Source organism: Pelatocladus sp., from assembly GCF_059505505.1.
On record NZ_JCACKS010000209.1, the window covers coordinates 26,871 to 52,767 of the forward strand.

The window sequence follows — 25,897 nt, forward strand, 5'->3', positions numbered from 1 at the left end:
ATCACAAATAACTGATAACTGATCACAGGAGTGAATAAAATGAGTCGTCGGTTATTGATAACTGGTGGTGCGGGATTTATTGGCTCGAATTTTGTACATCATTGGTGTCAAAATTATCCTAGTGATCGGGTGGTAATTTTAGATGCTTTGACTTATGCAGGAAATATTGCCAATTTAGCAGGGTTGGAGAAGCAAGAGAATTTTCGTTTTGTCCAAGGAAATATATGCGATCGCTCGTTGCTAGATCAACTATTAGAAACAGAGAATATTGATACTATTGCTCACTTTGCTGCCGAATCTCATGTTGATCGATCAATTTTGGGACCTGGTGCTTTTGTCGAAACTAATGTAGTGGGTACATATACTTTACTAGAAGCTTTTCGTCAACACTGGCAAGCAAATTCTCTACCTACAAATTATCGCTTCCTGCATGTTTCTACTGATGAAGTTTACGGTAGTCTTAATCCTAATGATCCACCTTTTAATGAAATTACTCCTTATGCTCCCAATAGTCCCTACTCTGCATCAAAAGCTGGTAGTGATCATTTAGTTCGTGCTTATCACCATACTTATGGACTACCAACAATTATCACTAATTGCTCTAATAATTATGGTCCCTATCAGTTTCCTGAAAAACTAATTCCTCTAATATGTATTAATACTTTAATTGGTAAAGAATTACCCGTGTATGGTGATGGTAAAAATGTCCGAGATTGGCTTTACGTAGGCGACCATTGTAGTGCTTTAGATATAGTGATTAATCGTGGTATACCAGGCGAAACTTACAATATCGGCGGTAATAATGAAGTAGAAAATATCAATTTGGTGCAGATGTTATGTCAGCTTATGGATGAATTAGCCCCTAATTTGCCCGTGCGTCCAGCAGCAAACTTAATTACTTTTGTCAAAGATAGACTTGGACACGATCGCAGATACGCCATTGATGCTACTAAAATTCAAACTCAGTTAGGTTGGACACCTTCAGTTACTGTTGCAGAAGGTTTGCATCTGACAGTTGCATGGTATCTCACTCATAATAACTGGTGGAAACCTTTGTTATCGCAAGAGTATCAGGCATATTACCAAAAAAATTATGTTTTTTGAACAAATTAAATAGGTGCTTCTCAATGACTTAAAAATATTTTCGCTGGGTCGCGATCGCCTCCACTAGCCAAGCAACAGTTGTAGGGAGCATCCTAATTTTTTCAATCTACCGCAAAGGGTTTAAACCCTTTGCTCATAGCACAAGTCGTATTCATACGACTCAGGCCTTTCGGAGATCCCTCAAACAAATTAAACAGTCTTTTTGTACAACTACTTATTGGTTATTGCTGCGATCGACAATATAATTATAAGCCTTTACATTATTAGAAAGTGGTTCTAGCCTTCCTTGATTAACTAATGCTTGATAGATAAAAGCTGCAATTGTTCCTCTAGTCGCAGGCTGATTGGGATTGAGAATTTTGGTATTAGGATAATTTACAACAATTCCTGCTTGAGTTGCTGCTGCTACGTCATCAACTGCATATTGAGGAATATTTTTGGCATCTGTATAATAATTGCTGACTACGGCTGAGGCTGGAGCATTTTGCAAAGGAGAAACTGTTTTATTTGTGGCTTTAGCAGTCATCAACGGCTGCATTAAAGTAGTCATTGCGAGTGGAAAGAAAAATCGCCTTCTAGTTGTTTGTCTTCTAGCTGTTTGAGCAGTTGTCAAATTTAAGTTTTGAGACAATGATACTAATGCTTCAACTCTAGAGACTGGCTGTTTTGGTCGAAAATATTCTCCGGGATAACCATGCATAAATCCCATTTCGTAAGCTTCTTCAATGGGTTCAGCCGCCCAATAGTTAGCGGGAACGTCTTTATAAACACTACCACTGGGTATTGTTCGTTCTTTATTTTGGTTAAAAGCTTGACGAATAATTGCTGCAAATTCATCCCGATCAACAGACTGATTTGGTCTATAGGTTCCATCTGGATATCCGGTAATAATATTGCGTTCTGCTAGTCTTGTAATAAAAGGTTGCGCCCAATGATTTTGTGTATCAGGAAAGTTAGTTGCTCTTTCTGGTGCTGCAATAACTGATTGTGGTATGGAATCAAAAAATGGTACAGATGTTAATGTTACTAATGCTAACAAAAGTGATATTTTACGTTCTGATGATAAAACAGGAATTTTAAACATAATATTTCTCCCATTAATTTAAATCTCTTTATAACTTAAGCTTAACTCTATATAGGTCTTGATTTTTCTAGCTTTTGATAGAGAAATATCATGTTTGAAGTATTTCTAATTTGGATATTTTAGATAAATACATTTTTTTTGATTACATTTTTCAACTTCCTGCTCACTTCTCCACTAAATTTCCACTTTTTAGTTTTAATATGCATTATTCCTAAATCATCTGCGAGAGACAAGCTCCCCGACTTCTCTTAGAAGTCGGGGAGCTTGACTTTATGAGCTGCTCTATACCATCAAAGAAGTATCGATCAGTTTTAATAAAATACTTTAAGTATTGACAGCATTACGAAAGTCATAACTCCATCTTACCCAGGGGTGGAGGGGTGAAAGCGAGACATAAGCTGATGTGCATTTAAACTAGGATTTTTGAGAGCTATACTGCTTACTGTGTCGAGATTGCTCGCTCGATTTAAATGCTGAACAGCTTATTCCTAATTAGAAAAGTCAACAAGGAAAGAGGCTTTAATTTTATTACTCCTTTCCTTACACCAAACAGGTTTAGCGGGTTAGATTTTCACATCACCAGGACTTAAAAAGTCAGCATGGTAAGCTGAACCACATCTAATTTTCCAGAGCGAGCCAAGTCAGTCAAAGGTTTCAGTCAAACAAAATATGCAACTTAAATGTGAAACAGCTTATTGTAAGTAAATTTATCAAGACAAAATTGCCGGAATTTTGTCTTTAAACTTATTCAAAAACACTTGACCTGGCATTTGAAATCATAAACTATGAGAAAAGGATAAGTAACTTTGAATTTTATCTTATCTGAGTTGACAATCATGCTTTACAACTACTTCAAATTTGCTTTGAGAGATTGCTGGATAAATAGATATGTTGATTTTGAGATATTTTGGTTTATTCGACTACTGGTAAAACATCTCAAAGAAGCTATTAGAATGAAAGGTCTTTGATCGCTGTACTTAATCTTTACTTCATAAATTCTATTAACAATATCTTCAAAAATAAGCTCAAATACTTTAAGAAAATTTTGAGACATAATTCCAGTGGCTTTGTCTAAAGCCTTCATTGCTAACCCTTGTTTTTCATGGTTTTAAATAGCAAAATAAAAACATGGATGAAGCAAACAAAAGCTGAGTCCAAAACAAAACACTTAACTTTCACTCAAGAGGAATCAAATCATGTCTAGAATTACAATTTCCGACATCAACGTAGAAATGACCGAAGTTTCTGAAGTAGACGCTGCTGCTGTTGTTGGTGGTTTGTCTTTCAACGAACTCGTTGGTGGTCTAGCTAGTTTGGGAGCACAAATTGCTAGCCAGAAAATCTTTCAGTTTGGAGCTAGCTTCTCTGAACTCTTAGGTGCTATTGGTGGAGTTTAATCTCTAAAGACGCGTAACTTGACACTTACTTTCACTCAAAAGGAATCAAATCATGTCTAGAATTACAATTTCCGACATCAACGTAGAAATGACCGAAGTTTCTGAAGTAGACGCTGCTGCTGTTGTTGGTGGTTTGTCTTTCAACGAACTCGTTGGTGGTCTAGCTAGTTTGGGAGCACAAATTGCTAGCCAGAAAATCTTTCAGTTTGGAGCTAGCTTCTCTGAACTCTTAGGTGCTATTGGTGGAGTTTAATCTCTGACTTACACAATTGTGGTTGTAAAACAATACTTTGTTCTACAACCACAAGTAAATCTCAACTAAAATTGAATACCCTTGTTTGTCTAAGGTAAAATATTGGTGATATTGCAAAAAGTTTAAACTTTTTGCAGTATCACCAAATTTTAGTTTACAGGTTTAATTTTGTCAAGTTTTAACTAAATTTTGCCTTTGCTGAATCAATTAAAAAGTTAAAAGAGAATTCCCATACTGAGATCTTGCACCAGCTTTTCATACCGCCAAAAAATTAATTTTTTGGCTAATAGCTAAAGTCAGATAAAGCTGACTAGGAAAGTAGAGACGTAGAATTGCTACGTCTCTACTTTTAGATTCAGACCTAAATTTAAGCTTGCTTCAACAGTTCTTTTCCAGACAAATCATGATCTGAGTCTAAATCTACAGTGATGTTCCATGTAGAACTTTGTTGTTTTAACCAATTAGCAAATAAATCACTCAAAATCTTCAGTCGCACTAAATCATTTAATTGAGGTTGAATAATTTCTTCCACCCAAATTAAATGAACTCCTTTAGGAGTAACAATAGGCTTAATTGCTCCTGGTGGAGTGCAAGCAAAAACAGCAGCAGCAATTTCTGGACGTAATTCACTGCGAGTTTTCACACCAAGATATCCACCAGCACGGCGTAATTCTGGATGTTGAATATATTGGCGAGCAATTTCTGCAAAACTAATTTCGCCTTCTTGAAGGGCATAAAATAGTTCTAAAGCCAAGTCTTCGTCATCTAAAACAACTTCATAGATAGCCGTAGCTACATAATTGAGTTGATTTTCATAAAAGAACGCTTCAACTTTATCAGCAAATAAATGACTTGCCAGTTTTGCAGAAAGCAAATTAGTTTCTGCTAATAGTTCAAATTCTTCTACAGCAAGATGATGTTTTTTCAGCCATGCCCAAGTGTCTTCTGCTTTGAGTAGTTTATTAGTTACGCGCAAATTATCTGCTGCTTTTTGCAGTTCTGCGTTTTCAACTTTTATACCTGCTTGATTTGCAGCATCTGCAACAATTTTGCGATTTGCGATCGCTTGCACTAATTCTGGAACTTGGCAGGAGAGTTTGATTTGCTGCAAAATATCTACGCTGGAAATTTTTAACTCTTTCGACATGGTGAAATTATGAATTCCAATTACAAAGTTTGCGTCGAGTCAATCGTTGTTTAACAGTTAAGATTTATCAAATAACTAATAGCTAATGATAACAACTAACTGCTAATTATTACATCATGATTGGCTTTAATTAACTACAACTCCAAACCACCTTTTTCCAGTTTCTTAAACGGATCTAAGATAAAATCAGCCAGACGACGTTGACGAACAATTACCTCTGCGGTTGCTGTTTGACCAGGGGTGAGTATAATACGTTTATCCCCTGCTTGGATATAAGGTTTATCTAGGGTAACTTCGACATCAAAAACTTCGATATTACCTTGAGGGGTTTCGACAATTTTTGAATCTGGTGAAACCCAACGTACTTGTCCTTCAACAACTCCATAATCTTGAAAAGGATAGGCATCAAATTTCATTTTGACAGGCATTCCCACCTTTAAGAAACCGCTTTCTTGGCTAGGCATTTGTGCCTTGAGGATATAATCAGAATTACTAGGTGCAATCTGAGCAACTTCTTGACCAGCTTGGACGACAGCGCCAGGTTTTTCTATCGGCAACTCATAAATTACACCATTAATTGGCGACCTAATAATGCGTTGTTGTAACTGAAGATTTAATGATAAAATTTCACTTCTACTTTGAGCGATGAGCGATCGCAACTCAGCAACTTGTGATTGTAAATCTTTGAGCTGTTGTTGATTTTTGAGAACAGCTATTTTCCCTGCTTCTACTACACTGTTATAACTACTGCGTTGTTCTTGCAAACGTAGTTTAGCTTGTTGAATTTCTGCTTTAGCTTGGTTAATTACTGTTTGATAACGACTAGTTTCCTCTTTGTAACGTAATTCGGCTTGTTTGGCATCAGATTGAGCTTTTTCTTGTAATTGTTGACTTTCTTGTGCTTCCTTATCTAGTTCTATAACTTTAATCTGGGGGACAACACCTTGATTTTGCAATTTTTCGTAACGTTCAGCCTCTTTCTGATCCTGATCTAAACGACTGTTAGCTAATTTATGAATAGCTTCGGTACTATAAATATTCTGTCTTGCTTGATCAACTAAAGCTAGTTTTTCTATTTTTTGAGAATTATAAGTACTCTCTTTTGCACCTAATTCTTGCTGCGCTTGATATATTTGTGAAAGTTTTTCTAATTCTTGGGATTTATTTTGTTGTTCTTGAACGCTATTTGTTAAAACTATTTGGTTTTTGAGTAACTCAAACTGTACTAATCGATTTTGGTATCCTTCGAGTTTAGTTTTTGCTTGTTGTAAATCGGTTCGCAGAACATCTGATTCCAATTCAACTAAAACTTGTCCTGTTCTAACTGTATCTCCTTCTTTTACCTTAACGGCTACGACACTACCACCAACTTGACTATCTAATTTTCGCGTTTTTCCTAGTGGTTCTATCCGTCCTCTGGCGTTTCCTGTTTCATCCACTCGAGAAAACGCTGTCCAAGGTAAAACGACAACAGCAAAACTCATTAAAAAATATAGTGAAGAACGTGTCCAACGCTTGGGTAGGGCATCTAAAAGTTCTTCTGTGCCATAATACCAATCATTTCCTTCTGTTTCTGGGAACGTTGCTTGCTCGAATTCGTGATCTTCAGCCGATCTGTAATTACGACGCCCATTTGTCTGGTTGTTTGCTGATATAGACGGTAAGTTGTTGGATAAGTTAGCCATACTTGTGTACCCTGTCAAGTTTTTTGTGCGCTTGGTTTGAATAAAGGTTAGGAAAAGGAAAAATGTGTATCTTAACCAACTTGAGCAAGTTGTTGTTGATTGAGATAAAAATAATGTCCTTTGGCGTTGATCAATTCATCGTGAGTACCACTTTCTATCAAAACACCACGATCCAAAACCAGAATTAAATCCGCATTGCGAATCGTTGAGAGGCGATGAGCAATAATAATACTTGTGCGCCCAGCCAGAATCGTTTTGAGATTGTTTTGAATGATCCGCTCTGATTCTGAATCCAGATGACTTGTGGCTTCGTCAAAAATTAATAAGCGGGGATTACCAACCAAAGCTCTGGCGATCGCCAGTCTTTGGCGTTGTCCACCAGAGAGCAAACCACCTCCTTCACCAATTTGAGTTTCGTAACCCATTGGTAGTCGGCGAATAAATTCATCTGCACCAGCAATGGTTGCGGCTTGGATAATATCTTCTAGAGTGGCTTGGGGGTGAGCAATGCTCAGATTTTCACGAATAGTTCCACCAAACAAAAAGGTATCTTGATCAACTACTCCTATTTGTTGTCGGAGCGATCGTAAAGAAAGAGCTGTGATATCTTGACCATCGATCAAGATTTTGCCATCTGTCGCTGGGTATAAACCTAATATGAGTTTTGAGAGGGTAGTTTTCCCGGAACCGCTACGTCCAACAAGGGCTACTGTTTGTTCTGGTTTAATTTCAAAACTGAGATTTTCCAGGATATTATATTCACTTTCGGGATGATAACGGAAAGTTACTCCCACAAAGCGAACACTACCAATCATCTGGGGAAGCATTTGCTTGGCTGAGGTGTTTAAATCTTCTTCTGGTTCGGCTTCCAAAATATCGTTAATCCGTTCTGTAGAAATCACTACTTCTTGTAGTTGATTCCACAAGACAATTAATCGTCGAAAAGGCTGAATTACCTGACTCAACAACATGTTAAAAGCAACTAATTGCCCGATAGTTAGTTGATTTTGGATTACCTGCCATGCGCCAAACCAAAGTAAAATCGTGGTTGCTAAAGTTTCAATGCTACTACTTACAAGTTGCAACCGTACACCAATCACTTGACCAGAGAAATTCTTTTTCACCGATTGATTGAGCAGCTCTTCCCAACGCCAACGTACTGTCTGCTCAATTGCCATTGAACGGATTGTCCGAATCCCGGTCAGTGATTCGATCAGGTAGCTACTTTCTTTTGCTACACTCTTAAAAATTTCTCTGGATATTAAGCGTAAAAAAGGTGTGGCAATCAGCGCCACTAAAACAAATGGTGGCACAACCAATAGCACCAGTAATCCTAGTTGCCAACTGTACCAAAACATTAATCCGATGTAGATAAATACTGTTAATAAATCCAGAACAATTGTCAGTGCTTCTCCTGTTAAAAAGCGCTGAATTTTTTGGTTTTCTTGGACGCGAGAAACAATATCACCAACGTATCGAGATTCAAAAAATGCTAAAGGTAAACGAAAAGTGTGTTTCAGAAAACCCACCATCAAGGCGACGCCTATCCGGTTAGCTGTGTGATCTAATAAATATTGTCGTAGGGCGCTGATGGCGACACGAAATAAACCAAAAATGATTAACCCCAAACCGACAGCGTTTAAGGTCAGGGTGCTACCTTGGACAACAACTCGATCCAAAAGTAGTTGAGTAAATAGTGGTGTTACTAACCCAAATAATTGAATCAAGATCGAAGCAACAAACACCTCTACCAATACAACTGTATGAGGTTTGACTAAATCAAAAAATCGCCAAAATGGTTGAGTGGCTTCTGGGGTTTCTTTTAACCCAACTGTTGGTTGCAGCAACAACGCATAACCAGTCCAATGAGCTTGGAATTCTTCGTGGGTGAGACTGCGTTGTCCAATTGCAGGATCGCAGACAATCACTTGCTTTTTGTTAACTTCATAGACGACTATATAATGCTTGCCTTCCCAATGGGCAATTGCAGGTAATGATTGTTGTGCTAATTGATCAAGACTAGCTTTGACAGGCCGGGTAGAAAAGCCGATGCTTTCTGCTGCGGCGACTAAACCTTTGATGGAAGCACCACTACGGTTAGTATTGGCTAAATCTCGCAACAAACTAATACTAAACTGCTTGCCCCAATAACGACCAATCATTACTAAGCAAGCTGCACCACAGTCTGAGGCGCTTTGTTGAGCATAGAAAGGATAGCGCCGAGTGATGTGTCCCCAAAGTTGCCCAAATTTTACTTGGGGACTGGGAAAATAAGATTGGCGTTTTTTTGGTTTTGGTGCTGTTGACGATTCTGTTGAGGGAAAAGGAATGACTTTTCTGTTCTCAATAGGTTTTTGTGTGGTGACAGAAGCAACCTTTGAGTCAATTAATTGGCCTAAGTCAGACCAGTGTTGCAGGGCTATTTCCCAGTTTGCATGACTGAGAGTGTATGCAATTGTTGTTGGTTGTGTAACCTGTAAATCGTCTGCGCGGGATATTTCATAGATATTTCCAGCAGTTAAATAACGACCATCAGGATGCTGTAATTCTCCTTGATGTACTAGCCATAGTTTACTATCTTGGCGGAGTTTGGCATTAACACTGCCCAACTCTAAATCATGTCGCTCAAATACAGATAAGGCTTGGAGTATACCTTCACCAGAGGTACTGCTTTTTTCTTGATATTGATGCAGCAAAGTGAGCATTAAATCCCAAATTTCTGCTTGTTTTCTGAGGCGATCGCCAATCCGAGGATGCTTACTCATCAAAACTTGCAAAACTTCGTTTGGCAAATAAGCAAGTTGCAAGTTAGAAGAAGCTCTAGCAGCATAGGGAAGCCATTGTTCTTTGACAAACAAACTCGTTTCACCAAATGCTCCCCCAGGATTGAGGGTGGTAATTAAGTTGTTTGAGCGATCTAATAGCCGCACTTTACCCGTTAAAACTAGATAAATTCCTGATTTTCCTGTCGTCGCTTGCCAAAAAAGCTTTGCTACTGGCGGCTTTAATATTTCTACCGCCTTCATGCAGCTTTGCATTTCTTGATTAGCAAGCTTTTCACCCAAAACACGGGTGAGTGTTTGACCTAGCTGTTGCTGGTCAAATACTGATGGCATTTCCGTACCTCACAAATATATTTAGTTGCTAATTTTCATTAAGTTAAATGAACAATCAACGTTCAACTCGCTGTTAGACTGCAAATCAACAATCTGAATTCCAACGTTTTTGAACTGTTCAGTTTCTTGTTTTCCTTCTTGATATTTATGTTTGGTAGACAGCCCTTTTTGTTTGAGTAGTCGGTTAATGTGGCGATCGCTAATTTCAATTCCTAGTTCAAAAGCTAGGTGTTTGCTTAACCATTGGGCTGTCCAATTGGTAAAAGCATAGCCATACTCACGTGGGCTATGTGTTACCAGTTCTTGCAATCTTTCAAGATATTGCTTGTTAACAGTTTTTGGTCTGCCTTTCGGTCGCTCATTCCATTGGTGCGCTAGTCCTGCTTGTACCATCGCAATCCAATACCGTGCCATCTCTTGAGAGCAACCTAAAATGCGACAGATTTCAGCCTGGCTTTTACCCATGTCTGCTAGTAACATGATTTCTAGCCTGCGTCTGTATTCTGGTTGCAAATCAGTTTGCAAATGTTTTAGTAAAAGTTTTCGCTGAAAGGGCGTTAAAAACTTACTCTCTTTGCTGTCATAGCTTTCTAGGGCATTCTTGTTAATAGAATTGTTCTGCATAATTTTATCACCAGTTGGCATCAACTTTAGGCAAGTGAATTAATTCATATTCTTTTTACAAAATTTTTACTGAGTTCTAATTGTTCTTTTAAAAACTTTATTTCTCAAGAAAGAAAACTTGTATTTTGTATAAGTTTCAACATTGCCATATATGATTTCATTTGTCAGAACCTTTATTTTTTAATGAAAATTTAGAATAAACTTGTTACATGACTTTGGTCATTGTACTCTTCAATACAGGCTAATCGATTTCCAGTCTGAGTGTTTTGTCGGTCTATAAGTTTTACAGTATCTTTATCAAACGCTAAGAAATTTTTCATCAAAAAGCAAACTATTTTACAGAATTTTCACAAAAACCTGGTAAATATCACTGACTATAATTACGTAAATAGCATCCTATAGCTTACTGTTGCATCAGTACTATCGGCATCAAAATATTTCTATCTTCTTAAGTGGAAAGACAGAGATAAACATTTGACACAGAATAATAAATAGGAGTTTGGTACACTGCGCGTGGCTTGAGAATGTACCAAGGTAGATGCGGCAAATGTACTTATTTTACTACTATTGCTCAACAATCACATCTACAATTCAAGCCTAAAGATATGTAACATTAGAGTTGAACAGGGAACAGGGAACAAGAAAACAATGTTGGGAAACCTGTCTACCCTAACGGATCGCCAACTTACGCAGCCAGATCCCCTACTCTTTGAAAAAATCGGGGATCTTGTCGTTCACTAATGATTTAGGAATGCTATAGCTACAAATTTCTACCTAGCAAAGATTCCAATTCTACTTTTAAGGCTTTGATATCTGCAACTCTTGCTATTAGTAAATTATCAGTGCCAGCATCAATTAAACGTGCTTTCCAATAACGAATACTATCAGAATTCTGCACCCAAAAATCTATGACTGTACTCACAACCTCATCCTTATCCCAATTCCATTTGGATGGTACTGGTTCCACAGATTCTAGAAATGCATCTAACGTACATATATGCGTTGCTATATATTCCACACCTTGATGTTGTGATATGTGCAAAGTTTCTTGTTGGTGATGAAAAAACTGTAAAACTTGGGATACTCCAACAATATCAAAAGTGTATTTCATTGCTGTTCCCTCATACGAAAGTTTTTAAATTATGTTTATCTTGAAATTTGTTGAAAAATATTTAAGTTCAGTATTTTAGTATTTTATATCGTAATAATGTCGTAATATCGTATATATTGAAAACTAGATAAATTAGCACTTTATTGTTTTTAGTGCTAAAGTTTATCCATCAAAAAATTAGCAGTTTGATGCATTGAGTGCTAAATTTCATAAAAGCATCAACCCTAAAATAAGAAAAAAATCGTGTTTGAAAAGGGGTAAATATTATTTTTTGATATAAGAGGTTGTTTGAAAGTGGTTGGCTGTGATTTTAAGTACTTCTAGATCCCCTCTAATACCCCCAGGGCTGTTTTTTTAGATAAGAAGGGAGAATTTGTCAATATCAAAGCGCGATGATTTTTGAGCTATTGTTATGGAAAACCTAAATTTCTACCCAGAAAAGAAGAAGCGATCGCGCTTGATAACGCTTGTCAAGCGTAATAGTCACATATAAAAAAAGACCAGCCGTAACAGGCTGATCTATAAACAAGGCTATCCTTTATGTTCTCTTCTCATATAGAGTGAAATCCAAACATTGCGTTTCCAGAACGCAACGAGCAATCTTTCTTAACAAGATTGTAGCAGCCAACACAGATTTTGAGTTAATTTTTATCAAAAAAAGAAATCGACCAAGAAATTTGACTTCTATCTTTAAGAATAATTTAACTGAGATATTACACCAACCCAATCTCCTGCTAAGGGTTTAAACCCTTAGCTCATAGCGCAAGTCGTCTAAAGACGACTCAAATTAATTTTTGGGATGCTCCACTAACTATTTACTAACTGCGGTTGTCCCCAAATAATACGTTCTTGCTTGTAAATAGCAATTCCCGGTTTAGCTCCCTTGGGTTTATAGACGTGCTTTGGTTGAGTGTAAACTACTGGTACTTGGTCGCTTTGACGAGCGCGACTGTAATAAGCGCTTAGATTAGCAGTGAATTGTAAATCTGCTTCGTCTGGAACAGCACCAGGTTCTAGCCGTAATAGTACATGGCTACCTGGAATTTCTTGAGTATGGAACCACAAGTCATAATCGCCAGCGATACGGAAGCTTAATTGGTCATTTTGTCGATTATTACGACCTATTAAGACTTCAAAACCGTTAGGGGTGCGGTAATGATAAAAGTTATCAGGGGTTTCGCTAGTACTACGACTGCGGTATTCTTGCTCTTCTAAATACTGCTGTTGAATTAATTCTTCACGAATTTCTTCGAGGGCTTGCAAATCTGCTGCTGTTGTGTAATTCTCTATTTGAGCGATCGCAGCTTCGACTTGTTCTAAATACTCAATTTCGGCGTTGACTTCTGCTAGTAGTGGTTCGACAGCAGTACGAGCGCGTTTGAGTTTTTGGTGTTGTTTATAGAAATTTTGAGCGTTTTGTACAGCATTTTTATCTGGTTCGAGTCCAATTTGTAATGACTCACCAGTTTCAAAATCAGGAAGGGTGATTTCCTTCATTCCTGGTTCCCAGTTTTGCAGGTACGCCATCAACAAATCAGCTTTGGTGCGATACTCATCGGCTCGATCCGATTGCTGTAAGCGTTGCTGAAAAGTTTGTGCTTTTAGCCGCAATTTCTCTAGAAGATTACTGACTTTTTGAGTCAGTTGATGACGTAGTTGAGAGAAAGTTTGTTGATTAAGTTGATCTGTGTAGTAGCGGTTGAGTAATTCTTGAATATCTGTTGCTGGTTCAATTCCACCCCAACCAATTATAGTGTATCCTTCTGTTGTCCAAGCTGGTTGAAATTTCTCGTCTACTAAAGCTTGTAACCATTCTTGCCAAAGTGCAAACAAATTTTGCCAATCTTGAGGTGTCAGGGTATCAGTATTTGTTTCTGGATCTATATTCGCAGCCAACAGCATTGACTGTAATAATGCTGGAGAAACACCACGATAGTTTTTCAACAATTGTCGCTTGATCGCTGTTGGAATTAAACTTACTCGTTCTTGCCAGCGTTGTTGGGATTCGCTCAAACTGGGTATAGCATTAGTCAGGCTGGGTGGGGTTTCATAAGCTTGTCCGGTGAGGATGGGACGAACACTCGATTTTTGTTGGTTGACCTGATGAGCGGCAGTAATAATAATATTATTTGCATCAGTCAGAATAACATTACTATATTTACCCATAACTTCTATATACAGATGATACAGAGGCTGTTCTCCCGGACGACGAGCAAATTGTAAATCAACGACCCGTTCCCAAGGTGCGATCGCCTCAACTGCTACTAAAGCCAAATTACCCAACTGATGAACTAATTGCTGACTAAAGGTAAATGTGTCTGGCGATCGCGGTGGTGGATCACCAATGTGCAGACGCGCAGCTTGGGGGTGCCAAGAAATTTCTAGCCAACTGCGCTGTTTTAGGGTACGTAGCGCAACACAAATAGTATAGCGATCGCGTTGATAAACTTGTTCCAAGCGCGATGGTAACCAGTGAGCGCGGATGTCGCTACAAACAGCGCTGAGAGTGGTAAAGTCGAATGTTTGCACAACAATTTTTCGCTCAATTAACTTTAATGGTTGACATAGCTCTTGAAAACAAGAGATGCACACTGAATAAATGTATCTCTATCGGTATGCATCTTTTATGGTAGCGGCAATTGACTTTGAGAGAAATGTCAATTCAATATCAGAAGGCTCTTAGAGTTTCTTCTTGAGCCTGTTTTTTTCTTTTACTGCACCTACACCTGCAATTCCAGCTAAGAAAATCGCACCAACTGTGGCAGGTTCTGGTACGCTCTGTGGAGAAGTGCCAATGGTTATGAACTTAGTAATACTGGTTCTTGTTCTTGAACTTTTGGTTGTAATAACTGGGTGTATAGTTGACTCAGTTGAGCCGCTACACCATTCCAACTAAATTTGGTTTCCACTCTCTTTCTCGCTGCTTGACCTAGTTTATCTCGCCATAGGGGATTGGCAAGAATTCGATCAATCGCCACAGCAAAAGCTTCTTCATTCTGTGGTGGTGCTAGCAAACCAGTTTCTTCAGACACGACAGTAAATTGAAGTCCACCAACGTCACTTGCTACTACTGGTGTATAGCTGGCCATCGCTTCTATCGCTACTAATCCAAATGGTTCATAGTGACTGGGAACAACGCAAACATCAGCCGCAGCATAATAAGTAGGTAGAATATCCTGACTCAGACGACCTGTAAAGATGGTAAAGTCGCTCATTCCCAATTCCGCAACAATATCTTCAATTCGTTCGCGTTCCATACCGTCGCTGTGTCCCGGACGACTACCACCGCCAATCATCAGCTTAAGATTTTTCTCACCACGGAATCGAGATTGTCCTACAGCACGCACCAAGGTTTCTATACCTTTACGGTAGTCAAAACGCCCCACATACATAACTACTTTGTCTTCGGGATTAAGACCTAACTTAACTCTTGCTGCTTGTCGATCAATACAACCAAATCGCTCAATATCAGTACCGCAGGGAATAATATCAATGTTACCTTTTGTGGAAACGAGCGATCGCATATGTTCTTTTTCTTGTGGACTTGTCGCCACAATCCGTTCTGTTGTTTCCAATACTTCTTTTTCCACTGCTAACCGTGTACTGGCAATTAAAGGAACAGTCTTGATAGTGTTATATTTAACAGCTCCTAATGAGTGGTATGTATGAACCTGCTTGCTTCCTTGAATTTTCTTTAACCGCATTCCCACCCAGCAAGAAAGCCAATAGTTTGTGTGAATTAATGGATAACTAACACTATTTTCTCTTTGGAAATCGAGGAAATTATCCACAAATTCTGGCAAATATGCGAATAAATTGTCTCTAGGGACAAATTCAACAGCACCTGCTTCCAAACGTATTGTTCGACAATTAGGATGATGTTGAACAATATTATCTTGCTCTGGACTGATTTTCCGGGTAAATATATCTACTTGCCATCCTAGCCGGGCTAGAGCTTCACCTACATGGCGCACATAAATATTTTGTCCTCCAGCTTCTTCTTTGCCTATTTCAATTGCTGGATCGCCATGGACTGAAATCAAGGCAATGCGTTGTTCAGTTCTAGAGTTCATAGTTTGTTGGTTTTTGATTTGAAAGAGATGTTAAGCAAGTTTTAGTCTTGTCTATCTTTTCACATCACTAATTTATGTCGAATGTTTAAGTAATTTTTATTTTAATTTAATATGTCAAATATTTTTATACACCAGTGACTAGAAGTCATCTGCTGAATTACATAATTCCATTTGTTTTCTTTATATCTAATTGGTGATATGTTTATTTGATACTTTCGATAAGTAAAGAGAATTTTTTTAGGAAAGTTTCTGAAATTGAGTTACACAAATGTAATATATGAACTTATTTGATAGAAAATACAAATAACATTTATTCTAAATACTAATAATTTAAGTATTTAGAGTTTATTTTTTAAATTCAAGCTATTTTTTATACATTTAAGAATTTGGAAATTAGTAATAAAACTAACCTGTTTTAGAAAAATCTTGAGACACTTCCCTATCTCTGAAGAAAAATATGAATTAGGAAACTTGAGCAAATAATAAATTTACGTTATAAATATTATGCAGATATTAAGCTACTTATATATTTTCACTTCAAGATATAGATAGTCTCTATCCTGAAGCATTGAAATATCAATGGTTATTCATTGATCATTGGTCACTACTACTAGTACAGCGGGCGCGGAAATAAACCTACCATTTATAAAAGGTCAAAGCCATAAAAAATCTTTTCCCCGATCCCCGATTTTATTTTCAAGTTGGCGTGCAGCGAAGTGGAGTATTAAATCTTCTCGGCAAAAATAAAATGAATAGACGCTGTAGCAAAATTAGAAAGCAATTATAGGAAGATATAGATTCTGTGTCTAGTAAAATACCCTTATGCAATTAGAATTCATTTCCGTTGAAGAGTTTTACTTTGCTCTGACGTTAGCAGTTCGCACACTCGAAGAAATAGATAAACCTGGTTTGGTAGAACAAGTGCGATCGCGACTTTTGGCAGAATGTGGACAACCCTCAACTGTTGCTCCTGGCAAACAGAATACATTTAATTACGTATTCAAAGTCAAAGACACAGATAACATTCCTGCGCCTAGTCTGATTGTCTCTATTTCAGATTGGCAAGATAAACTGCGCTTAAGTAGCGATTATGGTTGGGTGTTAGATCAACAACGCAAGCCAATTCGTACAGACAAATACGATCAACGTTCGCATTTCAACCAAAATTTGCGATCGCACTTACAAAAATGGTTGCATATCCCTTTTGACTAAGTAAATGTATCAAACTGCAATCCGCCTAAAGCATGAAAATCACTTTTTTTAGCCTTTGACCGAAATTAATAGGATACAAGCCTCATCCTTCGCTTGACGGCTTTATTGATATCCATGCTATTATAAAAACAAGTCGCCACAGGGCATTGGGAGACTTTAAACGGACATAGAGAGACTGTAAGACTACTTAGTAGCGAGTTTATGTGAAGTGTCAAGGAATACTCGCTCATCTGCGGACGAGGAGGTATGTCAATTCTCACGTCTAACCCCTAGCTCGAAAATGGGTGTGTGGAGGTGTAAGGGTGTAGGGGAGAGATGTAAGAATCATATTTTCATGTACAGGTTGTGGGATTTTACCCAATAAGCTGTTTTGAAAATAGCTTGAAGGTAGATAATTAAAAATTAAAAGTTCAAACTTATTTTGAATTTTTAATTTTTAATTACTTCTACTGGCAGATTAACTGGTAGTTTGTGTAGCCAGCATTTGTTTGAGTTTTTCCAACTCAGAAGCCCAGCGTGGATCTGGACGAATAGCATCTGTATCGCCTGCTGGAGAAGTTTCTTTGGGACTACCACCACGGCGAGGCTTTTTAGATTTTTTGCTTTCTCTCGGTGTAACAGCACTGGCATGACCACCACTTTGATTAGCAGCTTTAGTAGGTGCTTGTTGTTCTTCATTATCCTCTCCCTTTGTACGAGGTAATGCCTTTTCTAATTTGATGGGAGAGTCTTTGAACATTTGACCATTGTATTTTTCAATAATCTGGTCTGCTTGTTCGTCATTATTTACCGTGAGAAAACCAAAGCCACGACATTTGCCAGTTTTCCGGTCTTTAATTAATTTAGTGGTGACAGCATCACCTTCTTCTGCAAAAACTGCTTGCAGTTCTTGACGATCTATTTCTTCTTTAGGCAAATTGCCTATATATAGGCGAACAGACATGGACTAACCTCCAGAGTTAATTGAAAAACGACCAGGCAAAAAACAGTTACTGGGTTTCGGCTTTTGATAGATGCTATTGAGTAACAATGCCACAAACCTAGTTTTTTTACTCCAAACTATTAACCTATTACAATACTGTTTTTTGCCAAAATTAAGCCTGTTGAATACAAAAGCGTACACTGCGCTAACAATACCTTTATTCTAAGAATTTATGAATCTTACAACTTACTGCTTACGACAGGAAATGACTTTAACGCCCTTGTTCCAAATATTTAAACACCATTTCTTACATTATCACGGTATTTTCTACGTAGCTAGCTTAGGACGGACATTTCCGACTATTGCATGAAAGCATCGTAGCATAAAATACTTTTATTTTTGAAGTTGACTTTTTGGAAACAAAAACCAGCCTGTGGCTGGTTGATTTGCTGCTGTGTTGGAAGGAGAAAAGGGGATTGATTTGGACAAATAGCCGAGCCTCATTACCAAACTTGGTGATTGATTTATATCGGCTGCTCCACTTTATGTGAATCAATGTAACAGAAATGGAAATATTTTGCAACATTTATTTACATTCTCTTTTTGGTCAGCAACAGGGGTGTAGAGGAAACCCCATCAATCTTCTTGAGGGGCTTGAAACAAGGACACCATTAACCTCATAACTACGTCACAGTTTTCTCCTCTTAAAATTGAGGCACGCTACCTACGGAAGCCGCAAAGCGTCTACAACGCCAGATCACTCGCGATCGCCAATCAGATAAACCAATACAAACCTGCCTCAATTTTAAGTTCATTGAATCGAAGGTAAAAGGATATTACTCAATTAGTACTAACGATGAGGACACCGACCAATGACACAAGCCTTACCAAGATTTGTAACTTTTGAAGAATTTGTAGAGTGGAAGCCTGACGGGGAATGCTATGAATTGCATGATGGAGTGATTGTTAAAATGCCACAGCCGTTAGGAGGTCATGAAGAAGTTACAGGATTTTTATCAATACATCTGGGTGTTCAATGCTATCAATCAGAGCTTCCCTATCTCATCCCAAAAACAGCATTAGTTAAATCTCAACAGAGCGAGTCTGCTTACTCACCAGATGTACTAATCGTGAACCAAGCGCAACTACAAAATGAACCGCTTTGGGAAAGAGAATCAACTGTAATTTACGGAGCATCAATCGCTTTAGTGGTTGAAGTAGTTAGTACTAACTGGCGTGATGATTATTTTACAAAATTAGGTAAATACGAAGAAATTGGAATTTCAGAATATTGGATTGTAGATTACCTAGCTTTAGGCGGTAAGCGATTTATTGGCAATCCGAAACAACCAACTATATCAGTCTACTCGCTGGTTGAAGGTGAGTACATTGTCACCCAGTTTAAGAACAGCGATCGCATAGTGTCACCAACATTTCCGGACTTTAAATTGACTGCTGAACAAATTTTTTTAGCTGGGAAAGGGGGAAAGTAGGGAAAACGCTAATTATAAAAGCCAGAGCAGGTGGTACAATCGGTACTCATCCTGCTTGCACAAACAGCTATCCCCTCAGAAGAATATATGCTCCCCAAACCTCTGCTGCGACCGCTAAGACAATAGACCAAATGGGGTGAGGACTGTTAACGATTTTTCCGCCTTGAGTTTGTAGGGTTTGCACATCAATCCAAGGTGTTGCTCCGCGTCGTAACCAGCCAGTGACGGTGATCTGACGTCCGAGCAATTCTTGAGGATTGACATGTTGTCCCAACCAAGAAATGTGATGTAGTTTGACTAAACCTGTGTGAGATTGCAAAACTAAATCTTGTGCCAAACAGTTGTTAGTACCACGACGACCTAATAACTTTCCAACAAGACGCACACCGATGCTATCAATAGGAATGCTAGCTGGATTAGTTAACAGGTTGGGCAGTTGGTCATCAGTTTGGACATTCGCAGGTTTAATGTTTGAAAAGAAAGAATTTATCCGCAACAAGAGGCCGATACTAAAGCCAATCAGCATACAGCCCTTGATAAAATTCCAGTCCTCATAAATCCATTTCAAATTTAAAAGTTTGAGTGCGAACAGAGTTTGCCAAATTAACCAGATCAGACCCCCAAACGCAACGCCTAAAGGAATTCCCAACCAAGGGGCAATTTGTAATAAAAAAGACTGAGGCTTGATTTTTAAAGGCTGTTGGCTTTCGAGATATAATTCTGGGTCTACATGCCAAAGACGAGCGATTTTACACAGGCGTAGGGCGCGATCGCCAATTAAAGGATGAGTATTATTAATTACAAACCACCATCGATAAGGATTGACACAATCCCACATCAACAGAGATTCAAAGGTAGTATAAGCAGCCATACTACCCAAGCATAGACTTTGTTTGTAGCCTACGGGTATAACTAGATTTAAGCTTTCTAGCTGCCAACTGGTGTGTTCTTGTTTTTGGACATCACCAGCAATACCAATAGCCATTTTCAGTAAAGCACGGACTAAAGCATTGGGATTACCAGTAACTTCCGCCGCCACGCGATCACACCAATAAAGCCGCAACTGCGACAACCATAAACCAGTTGCACTCAGCAAGCACCACAAACCATAAACCAGACTTGTCAATACACCAAAAAACCCACGCCAGATAGGTTGAGTTTTTGCATCTCCCCACTGTCCCAATAACTGATATAGCTGGTAAATCGGAATTGTTAGTACTAGTAACAAAGACATAACAGCACAATCCCAGTGAGCAATCTGTCCTAATTGACTGGCATAAATTGTGGCAATTTCATCATTTGTCAGTTGCTCTAATAACCCTTGACTAACTACAATTCTAGCTGTACGGGGTAAATTACCATAGCAAAAAGCAACAGGGGAAGTAATTGGTAGGACAAATAATTTAGGTGTCCGCCAACCCCGTTGTTGGCAATAACGTTGTAAAACTCGCACTGTCTCTTTACTATGGCGATGCAAAATGTCTTTTTCTAATTCTCGTTGACCGTAAAACTTTGTCAGTAATCGATCCAACAACCAAGGAGATAAACAGAACAGGACAAAAATCAAAACCACCAATATACTTGTAGGATCTCTATATAAAAGCTGTAATGGCTCTACAAAAGGCAGTTTAACAAAGGCATCATTAATAAATCTCATTACCGACAGCAGCAGCGTTTTGATTACCCAAAACAGCGCTACGCATGTTCCTGCTTGGAGTAAATACAATAGCTTTAAGCTTCGTTTTGGCAAGGGTTGCCATACTTTAGCGCGTCCTGCTTGTCGCCAGTAAATCGTAGGTGGTTTGACTTTTTCCTGATTAACAGTAGTTGGGGAGTTAACGGGTGGAGGAATTGGTAGAGATGAATTTTTTGTTACAGAGGCGCGGGGTGTGGAAGATGCTGAAGCCAGCCAACCTCGCGTTTGAGTTCCGCCAAATGTAGGTACTCGCAGACTACGGGCTGATGTTTGCTCGATATTTGTGTTCTCTGCATCTTGGCGTTCTCGCGTCTCGGCGTCCTCTGTTTGTGACTGCTGAGACTCCAGCATAGGTGAAGAATTATTCCAGGGGATAAATCCGGTGACGTCAGCAGTAGACGCATCGTCATTTTGATAGCGTTTTTTGATCTGTTCTAGAGAACGTTCTGCCCATTCTTTAACTTGTGGACGTTCGTTTTGAATCAGAGTTTCGCATAATGCGATCGCTGTTGCAACTTCCCCAATACGCGTATAAACGACAACTAAGCCTATTTCCGCTTGGATAACTGCCGTGCGATCGCTATTACTACTTAAAATGGCTTCTAAGATGCTTTTTGCTGTTTGATAATCTCCTTGCTTCAGGGCGGTTAAACCAGCCTTCAAAGATGGTTCAGAATGTGAAGGCATAGTAGTTTGCACTCCAATAACTATATTGTTAGTGGTAATTGGTAATGGGTAATTAGTAATAGGTAATAATAATTACCCATTAACCACTGGTTGTTGACTAGAAAAAACTGGGGCGATCGCACTTAATTGCAAATCAGGGTGATCTTGTTGTAATTGATGGCAATTCCACTCATTACGAAATAGTAAAACTGGTCGCCCCATACTGTCTTTGACTGTGGTCGTATTGAACAAACGTCCGATTTTGGTCAATGCTTCCCAACTACCTTCTACCCAACGCGCAACACTGTAGGGTAATAAATCCAGTATGGTTTCAACTCCATATTCATTCATTAAACGGAATTGCACCACCTCGAATTGCAACTGACCTACCGCAGCTAAAATTGGATCGCGTTTGGCTTCATCTACAGAATACATAATCTGTACAGCCCCTTCTTCACGCAATTCCGAAACGCCTTTTTGAAATTGCTTGAATTTAGATGGGTTGGGATTGCGGAGAGTTGCAAACAACTCTGGAGAGAAATAAGGAATTCCCTCATATTCCAACTTTTGCCCAGTGTAAATTGTATCCCCGATTGCAAAAACACCAGGATTATTTAAACCAATGACATCACCTGGGTAGGCGACATCAATAGATTCTCGTTCTTGAGCAAAGAGTTTTTGCGGACGAGACAAACGGACAACTTTACCTGTGCGGGCGTGATTGACTGTCATATCTTTTTCAAATTTGCCTGTACAGACACGCACAAACGCCACGCGATCGCGGTGTTTGGGGTCCATATTGGCTTGCAGCTTGAACACAAACCCAGAAAATTCAGGATATTCGGGTTCAACTTCACCCACGCTACTATTGTGTGAACCTGGTTTGAGGGCGTACTCTAGAAAATACTTGAGGAATAACTCAACCCCAAAGTTAGTCATCGCACTACCAAAGAAAATAGGCGTCATTTTGCCTTGGTGTACTAAATCTAAATCTAGGTCTGCTCCCGCCCCTTCTAATAGTTCTAAGTCGTTTTTGAGCTGATAGTAAAGATCTTGTTCTAAAAGTTCTTCAATTTGGGGATTTCCCAAATCAACAACTGTATTAACCGCTTCTTTACTACCGTGAGCGCTACGTTCAAACAGGTGAATTTGTTGTTTATGGCGATCGAAGACACCTTTAAAGCGATCGCCCATACCAATGGGCCAGTTGACTGCATAGGTCTGCAATCCTAATTCTTGCTCAATCTCATCTAGCAGTTCTAGGGGTTCTCGTCCGGGACGATCAAGTTTGTTCACAAAGGTGAAAATGGGAATACCCCGCATTTTACAAACTTCAAATAGTTTGCGGGTTTGGGGTTCCAAACCTTTAGCAGCATCAATCAGCATGACTGCATTATCTGCCGCCGCTAGAGTCCGATAAGTATCTTCACTAAAATCCTGGTGTCCAGGAGTATCTAGTAAATTTATCTGACAGTTTTGGTAGGTAAATTGTAACACCGTGGAAGTAATCGAAATACCCCGTTGTTGTTCCATTGCCATCCAGTCAGAAGTCGCTTTGCGCTGTGCGCGTCGGGCTTTGACTGCGCCAGCTTCGTGAATAGCACCTCCGTACAACAGGAGTTTTTCTGTGAGTGTAGTTTTACCAGCATCCGGGTGAGAAATAATCGCAAAATTGCGACGAAGTTCAACTGCTTTGTGAAGTTCTAACTCAAGGTCAGTTGACATAACTGTATCTACTTGTAAATTAAATCTAACTTTACTTTTTCCAACTTTAGCGAGTCTTTTTATCTTAAGACAACGATGCTCATGATAGGTTCTTAGTGTACTTGAAAGCAGGAGGCAAATTCAGTTATCAGTTATCAGTTACCAGTTGACAACTACCAATGGATCACTGATCAGTATTTACTGTTTACTGACTTCAGATTTCATCCTTCACAGGCTTTACCCCAAACTCAACCCAATTATAAGGAACAGAGAAATGTACGACACGGACAAGCGCAAGCTTTTATCAGCACTTTCTCATGCAGCCATCTTTTTGAGTACCACATTAGTATCGATCGCAATACCTATTTTCATCCTCTTTGCAACAGAAGATCCTGTTGTGAAAGAAAATGCCAAAGAAGCCATTAATTTTCATTTGAATGTCTGGTTTTATGGGGCTATTATTGGTGTTTTGATTTGGGTGAGTTTTGGTTTGTTGATACCTCTGGCGGGTTTATGGTTTTTAATTCATTGGGGATTAACAATTTGGGCGCTTTCTCATGTTTTAAGTAATACTGAAAAACCTTTTCGTTATCCCTTCATTCTCCGACTTGTTTAGTAAAAAATCAGTTTTTATCCGGTTATATCAAGTCACTGATGAATATCTGAAATAGACGGGTGGCTTTTAAATCCAGGGTCATAGCTTATTGGTAATGGATAATAGGCTGTGTTTTGATTATCGATTATCATTGCGCCTCACACGTATCTCATCACAAATTTTTAATCAAGCGCATCTATTAATATATTGATGGAAATTTTTATATACTTTCTTGTCTTTTTTAGAAGATAAATGACAAGCAAGTTGTAAAATACAAAATTGCCCCACAACCTCATCAGGTGTAGGGCAGAGGACAGTTAAGCGCTGTTTGTAGTGTGTCCTTGGTAAGCGGGTTTTTACCCGAACTTTGTGACGCTTTGTTTTTTGTCCATTTGTGTTTTTTCTTCATAAAAATTTATGTTTCCAACCCATCGCCCTCGCCGTCTGCGTACCCATTCCCAACTCCGCCGGATGGTACGTGAAACTGTTCTTACCACCAGCGACTTGATTTATCCTTTGTTTGCTGTCCCAGGTGAAGCGATCGCCAATGAAGTTAAATCTATGCCTGGTGTCTATCAGCTTTCGATAGATAAAATTGTCGAAGAGGCAAAAGAAGTTTACGACTTGGGAATTCCCGCCATTATTCTATTTGGTATTCCTGCTGATAAAGATGTTGATGCCACAGGTGCATGGCATGATTGCGGTATTGTTCAGAAAGCTGCAACTGCGGTGAAAGAAGCAGTACCAGATTTGGTGATTATTGCTGACACTTGTTTGTGTGAGTATACCAGTCATGGTCACTGCGGCTATCTGCAAGTTGGTGATTTATCAGGACGAGTTTTAAATGACCCCACCCTAGAATTACTCAAGAAAACCGCCGTTTCCCAAGCAAAAGCAGGTGCTGACATTATTGCGCCTTCGGGAATGATGGATGGATTTGTACAAGCAATTCGCTCTGGTTTGGATGAAGCAGGTTTCCAAAATACGCCGATCTTGTCCTATGCTGCCAAGTATGCTTCGGCTTACTATGGCCCATTCCGGGATGCAGCAGACTCAGCACCCCAATTTGGCGATCGCCGCACCTATCAAATGGACCCCAGTAACTCCCGCGAAGCGATCAAAGAAATAGAATTGGATATTGCTGAAGGCGCTGACATGCTCATGGTGAAGCCAGCATTGGCTTACATGGATATCATCTGGCGTGTGAAACAAGCTAGCAACTTACCTGTTGCTGCTTACAACGTTTCTGGTGAATATTCTATGGTGAAAGCCGCAGCCCTCAACGGCTGGATTGATGAACAGCGCGTGGTCATAGAAACCTTAACTGGCTTTAAACGGTCTGGTGCAGATTTAATTTTGACCTACCACGCTAAAGATGCTGCGCGTTGGCTGGGGTAAGCAGTGGTTTGGCCTGTCAGGCGACAAAATTTTATCTGGGTAATTGGCTTAATTAATCTCACGCAGAGGCGCAAAGATGCAGAGTTTATCTTATGTATCTTGGTGTCTGGGCGTGAGATTATTGTTTGCTAGGGAATGAAAGCATTGGATTTGTGGTAAGCACACTTAAGTGAGATGAATTGCTGTTTCACCTAACTACTTGGGGTCGTAATTCGATTTTAGATTTTGGATTTTGGATTGACTCTACTTATGGAATCTGAGAGCTTGTACCATCAAACAATTTCGGTTATTGCTTCTCTATCAACGCCCCCTCAGAGTTATCACACAGTTATTAGTGAGGGAAAGATTTTAACTTTATCGGTAAGCCGACTGTGTGTTTGGGTTACGATAAAAATATTTACTGCTAGTAGTAAATACTCTTATACCAAAATAGCTAGTACATAAATCGTGGATAAAAATCGTGAATAGCAACCGTTCCGCAAGGTTCTGGATAACATTCATCGCAAGTTATATCGCTATCGTTGGAGGTGTTTGGGGGTTTCTAGAAGCGTACACCTACTTCAAAGGTATCCGTTCAGGGGACAAAAAGTGTTACGGAGGAAATGAGGGTACACATA

19 protein-coding genes are annotated in these 25,897 nt (G+C 39.1%); 7 read left to right on the plus strand and 12 right to left on the minus strand.

The genetic code is table 11. The features are described 5' to 3' along the window. The first annotated feature begins 39 nt into the window (after nucleotides 1-39). Nucleotides 40-1,104, plus strand: coding sequence for a dTDP-glucose 4,6-dehydratase (gene rfbB, locus AC5JMK_RS17895; RefSeq protein WP_096676689.1), 1,065 nt, complete (start codon nucleotides 40-42; stop codon nucleotides 1,102-1,104). 214 nt (nucleotides 1,105-1,318) lie between these two features. Here the strand turns inward: rfbB and AC5JMK_RS17900 are convergent, their stop codons facing one another. Next, on the minus strand, nucleotides 1,319-2,188 hold the full coding sequence (locus tag AC5JMK_RS17900) for an S-layer homology domain-containing protein (protein ID WP_495910718.1): 870 nt from the start codon (nucleotides 2,186-2,188) through the stop codon (nucleotides 1,319-1,321). Nucleotides 2,189-3,384: 1,196 nt separating this feature from the next. Here AC5JMK_RS17900 and AC5JMK_RS17905 point away from each other — a divergent pair. Both AC5JMK_RS17905 and AC5JMK_RS17910 read left to right on the plus strand, forming a co-directional pair. Beyond that, nucleotides 3,385-3,585 carry a hypothetical protein gene (locus AC5JMK_RS17905; RefSeq protein WP_495910719.1) on the plus strand — a complete coding sequence of 67 codons (201 nt, stop codon included), beginning with the start codon at nucleotides 3,385-3,387 and terminating at the stop codon, nucleotides 3,583-3,585. Nucleotides 3,586-3,637: 52 nt separating this feature from the next. Beyond that, complete coding sequence (locus AC5JMK_RS17910) at nucleotides 3,638-3,838, plus strand: hypothetical protein (protein WP_495910719.1); 201 nt, start codon at nucleotides 3,638-3,640, stop codon at nucleotides 3,836-3,838. Between the two features lie 367 nt (nucleotides 3,839-4,205). Here the strand turns inward: AC5JMK_RS17910 and AC5JMK_RS17915 are convergent, their stop codons facing one another. The 8 genes from AC5JMK_RS17915 to AC5JMK_RS17950 form a co-directional block, all read right to left on the minus strand. Further along, nucleotides 4,206-4,985 carry a peptidylprolyl isomerase gene (locus tag AC5JMK_RS17915; RefSeq protein ID WP_495910720.1) on the minus strand — a complete coding sequence of 260 codons (780 nt, stop codon included), beginning with the start codon at nucleotides 4,983-4,985 and terminating at the stop codon, nucleotides 4,206-4,208. 134 nt (nucleotides 4,986-5,119) lie between these two features. Next, entirely contained in the window at nucleotides 5,120-6,670 is a 1,551-nt protein-coding gene (locus AC5JMK_RS17920; RefSeq protein WP_096676699.1) for a beta-barrel domain-containing protein, read from the minus strand. A 71-nt stretch (nucleotides 6,671-6,741) separates the two neighbouring features. Then, nucleotides 6,742-9,786 (minus strand): peptidase domain-containing ABC transporter, encoded by a 3,045-nt coding sequence (locus AC5JMK_RS17925; protein WP_096676701.1) that lies wholly within the window; start codon nucleotides 9,784-9,786, stop codon nucleotides 6,742-6,744. 21 nt (nucleotides 9,787-9,807) lie between these two features. Next, a complete protein-coding gene (locus AC5JMK_RS17930) occupies nucleotides 9,808-10,410 on the minus strand; it encodes a helix-turn-helix domain-containing protein (protein ID WP_096679067.1) in 603 nt (200 codons plus the stop codon). A gap of 760 nt (nucleotides 10,411-11,170) precedes the next feature. Then, a complete protein-coding gene (locus tag AC5JMK_RS17935; RefSeq protein ID WP_495910721.1) occupies nucleotides 11,171-11,521 on the minus strand; it encodes a hypothetical protein in 351 nt (116 codons plus the stop codon). A gap of 807 nt (nucleotides 11,522-12,328) precedes the next feature. Next, entirely contained in the window at nucleotides 12,329-14,050 is a 1,722-nt protein-coding gene (locus tag AC5JMK_RS17940; protein ID WP_096679069.1) for an Rqc2 family fibronectin-binding protein, read from the minus strand. A 150-nt stretch (nucleotides 14,051-14,200) separates the two neighbouring features. Beyond that, nucleotides 14,201-14,413 carry a PEP-CTERM sorting domain-containing protein gene (locus tag AC5JMK_RS17945; RefSeq protein ID WP_495910722.1) on the minus strand — a complete coding sequence of 71 codons (213 nt, stop codon included), beginning with the start codon at nucleotides 14,411-14,413 and terminating at the stop codon, nucleotides 14,201-14,203. Further along, entirely contained in the window at nucleotides 14,320-15,594 is a 1,275-nt protein-coding gene (locus AC5JMK_RS17950; protein ID WP_096676705.1) for a glycosyltransferase family 4 protein, read from the minus strand. Before AC5JMK_RS17950 ends, AC5JMK_RS17945 begins: the two co-directional genes overlap by 94 nt. Before the next feature lie 822 nt (nucleotides 15,595-16,416). Here AC5JMK_RS17950 and AC5JMK_RS17955 point away from each other — a divergent pair. After that, nucleotides 16,417-16,806: a hypothetical protein gene (locus AC5JMK_RS17955; protein WP_096676706.1), complete on the plus strand. Its 390-nt coding sequence runs from the start codon at nucleotides 16,417-16,419 to the stop codon at nucleotides 16,804-16,806. Between the two features lie 457 nt (nucleotides 16,807-17,263). On the opposite strand, the gene AC5JMK_RS17960 is transcribed toward AC5JMK_RS17955, so the two are convergent. Next, on the minus strand, nucleotides 17,264-17,749 hold the full coding sequence (locus AC5JMK_RS17960) for an RNA recognition motif domain-containing protein (protein WP_096676708.1): 486 nt from the start codon (nucleotides 17,747-17,749) through the stop codon (nucleotides 17,264-17,266). 851 nt (nucleotides 17,750-18,600) lie between these two features. Here AC5JMK_RS17960 and AC5JMK_RS17965 point away from each other — a divergent pair. Continuing rightward, nucleotides 18,601-19,221: a Uma2 family endonuclease gene (locus tag AC5JMK_RS17965; RefSeq protein ID WP_495910723.1), complete on the plus strand. Its 621-nt coding sequence runs from the start codon at nucleotides 18,601-18,603 to the stop codon at nucleotides 19,219-19,221. A 67-nt stretch (nucleotides 19,222-19,288) separates the two neighbouring features. Here AC5JMK_RS17965 and AC5JMK_RS17970 read toward each other — a convergent pair whose 3' ends face one another. Both AC5JMK_RS17970 and prfC read right to left on the minus strand, forming a co-directional pair. Further along, the gene (locus tag AC5JMK_RS17970) at nucleotides 19,289-21,604 is read right to left on the minus strand and encodes a M48 family metalloprotease (RefSeq protein WP_096676710.1); all 2,316 of its coding nucleotides are present in this window, start codon (nucleotides 21,602-21,604) and stop codon (nucleotides 19,289-19,291) included. Nucleotides 21,605-21,676: 72 nt separating this feature from the next. Continuing rightward, nucleotides 21,677-23,308 (minus strand): peptide chain release factor 3, encoded by a 1,632-nt coding sequence (gene prfC, locus AC5JMK_RS17975; protein ID WP_096676712.1) that lies wholly within the window; start codon nucleotides 23,306-23,308, stop codon nucleotides 21,677-21,679. Nucleotides 23,309-23,561: 253 nt separating this feature from the next. Here prfC and AC5JMK_RS17980 point away from each other — a divergent pair, with 253 nt between their 5' ends. Next, nucleotides 23,562-23,903: a DUF4870 domain-containing protein gene (locus tag AC5JMK_RS17980; RefSeq protein WP_096676714.1), complete on the plus strand. Its 342-nt coding sequence runs from the start codon at nucleotides 23,562-23,564 to the stop codon at nucleotides 23,901-23,903. Between the two features lie 396 nt (nucleotides 23,904-24,299). Further along, nucleotides 24,300-25,280: a porphobilinogen synthase gene (gene hemB / locus AC5JMK_RS17985; RefSeq protein ID WP_495910724.1), complete on the plus strand. Its 981-nt coding sequence runs from the start codon at nucleotides 24,300-24,302 to the stop codon at nucleotides 25,278-25,280. The last annotated feature ends 617 nt before the right edge of the window (nucleotides 25,281-25,897 follow it).

Excerpts from the sequence above, each read along its gene's own strand:
- AC5JMK_RS17900 (WP_495910718.1), bottom strand. The coding sequence starts at position 2,188 with ATGTTTAAAATTCCTGTTTTATCATCAGAACGTAAAATATCACTTTTG.
- prfC (WP_096676712.1), bottom strand. The coding sequence starts at position 23,308 with ATGTCAACTGACCTTGAGTTAGAACTTCACAAAGCAGTTGAACTTCGT.
- AC5JMK_RS17910 (WP_495910719.1), top strand. The coding sequence starts at position 3,638 with ATGTCTAGAATTACAATTTCCGACATCAACGTAGAAATGACCGAAGTT.
- AC5JMK_RS17970 (WP_096676710.1), bottom strand. The coding sequence starts at position 21,604 with ATGCCTTCACATTCTGAACCATCTTTGAAGGCTGGTTTAACCGCCCTG.
- AC5JMK_RS17980 (WP_096676714.1), top strand. The coding sequence starts at position 23,562 with ATGTACGACACGGACAAGCGCAAGCTTTTATCAGCACTTTCTCATGCA.
- AC5JMK_RS17925 (WP_096676701.1), bottom strand. The coding sequence starts at position 9,786 with ATGCCATCAGTATTTGACCAGCAACAGCTAGGTCAAACACTCACCCGT.
- AC5JMK_RS17930 (WP_096679067.1), bottom strand. The coding sequence starts at position 10,410 with ATGCAGAACAATTCTATTAACAAGAATGCCCTAGAAAGCTATGACAGC.
- rfbB (WP_096676689.1), top strand. The coding sequence starts at position 40 with ATGAGTCGTCGGTTATTGATAACTGGTGGTGCGGGATTTATTGGCTCG.
- hemB (WP_495910724.1), top strand. The coding sequence starts at position 24,300 with ATGTTTCCAACCCATCGCCCTCGCCGTCTGCGTACCCATTCCCAACTC.
- AC5JMK_RS17920 (WP_096676699.1), bottom strand. The coding sequence starts at position 6,670 with ATGGCTAACTTATCCAACAACTTACCGTCTATATCAGCAAACAACCAG.
- AC5JMK_RS17965 (WP_495910723.1), top strand. The coding sequence starts at position 18,601 with ATGACACAAGCCTTACCAAGATTTGTAACTTTTGAAGAATTTGTAGAG.
- AC5JMK_RS17960 (WP_096676708.1), bottom strand. The coding sequence starts at position 17,749 with ATGTCTGTTCGCCTATATATAGGCAATTTGCCTAAAGAAGAAATAGAT.
- AC5JMK_RS17905 (WP_495910719.1), top strand. The coding sequence starts at position 3,385 with ATGTCTAGAATTACAATTTCCGACATCAACGTAGAAATGACCGAAGTT.
- AC5JMK_RS17935 (WP_495910721.1), bottom strand. The coding sequence starts at position 11,521 with ATGAAATACACTTTTGATATTGTTGGAGTATCCCAAGTTTTACAGTTT.
- AC5JMK_RS17915 (WP_495910720.1), bottom strand. The coding sequence starts at position 4,985 with ATGTCGAAAGAGTTAAAAATTTCCAGCGTAGATATTTTGCAGCAAATC.
- AC5JMK_RS17950 (WP_096676705.1), bottom strand. The coding sequence starts at position 15,594 with ATGAACTCTAGAACTGAACAACGCATTGCCTTGATTTCAGTCCATGGC.
- AC5JMK_RS17955 (WP_096676706.1), top strand. The coding sequence starts at position 16,417 with ATGCAATTAGAATTCATTTCCGTTGAAGAGTTTTACTTTGCTCTGACG.